This is a genomic window from Paraburkholderia sp. JHI2823, from assembly GCF_038900695.1.
In the GTDB taxonomy this organism is placed as follows: domain Bacteria; phylum Pseudomonadota; class Gammaproteobacteria; order Burkholderiales; family Burkholderiaceae; genus Paraburkholderia; species Paraburkholderia mimosarum.
Genome location: NZ_JAYMRY010000361.1, coordinates 1 through 369, shown reverse-complemented (window position 1 = coordinate 369; position 369 = coordinate 1). Strand labels below are relative to the sequence as shown.

Annotated in this window: 1 protein-coding gene; it reads right to left on the bottom strand. The window is 63.1% G+C overall.

The features are described from left to right. A partial coding sequence (locus tag VSR34_RS38985) for an amino acid permease (protein WP_342965309.1) occupies positions 1-369 on the bottom strand: 369 nt, incomplete at both ends.

Below are 369 nucleotides of genomic sequence, written 5' to 3'. Positions count from 1 at the left end.
AGATCACCGTCGCCACCGAGATCACCGCCGCGAGCGAGCTCCAGCCGCGGAAGAAGAACATGCAGATGAACGAGACGAGCAGGTTGAACCACCTCGCGTTGCGCGGCACGCCGTAGAACGGGTGCACATTGCCGAACATCTTCGGCATCGTGTTGTTGCGCTCCATCGCGTAGATCATGCGCGAGGTCGTCGCCATGTAGGTCGTGCCGGTGCCGCTCGGGCTCACGAACGCGTCGACGTACAGCAGGATCGCGAGCCAGTTCAGGTTCAGCGCGATCGGGAGTTCCGCGAACGGGGACTTGAAGTCGAACGTGCTCCATCCCTTCGCGACGTCAGCGGGGTTGACCGCGCCGCTATAGGCGACCTGCA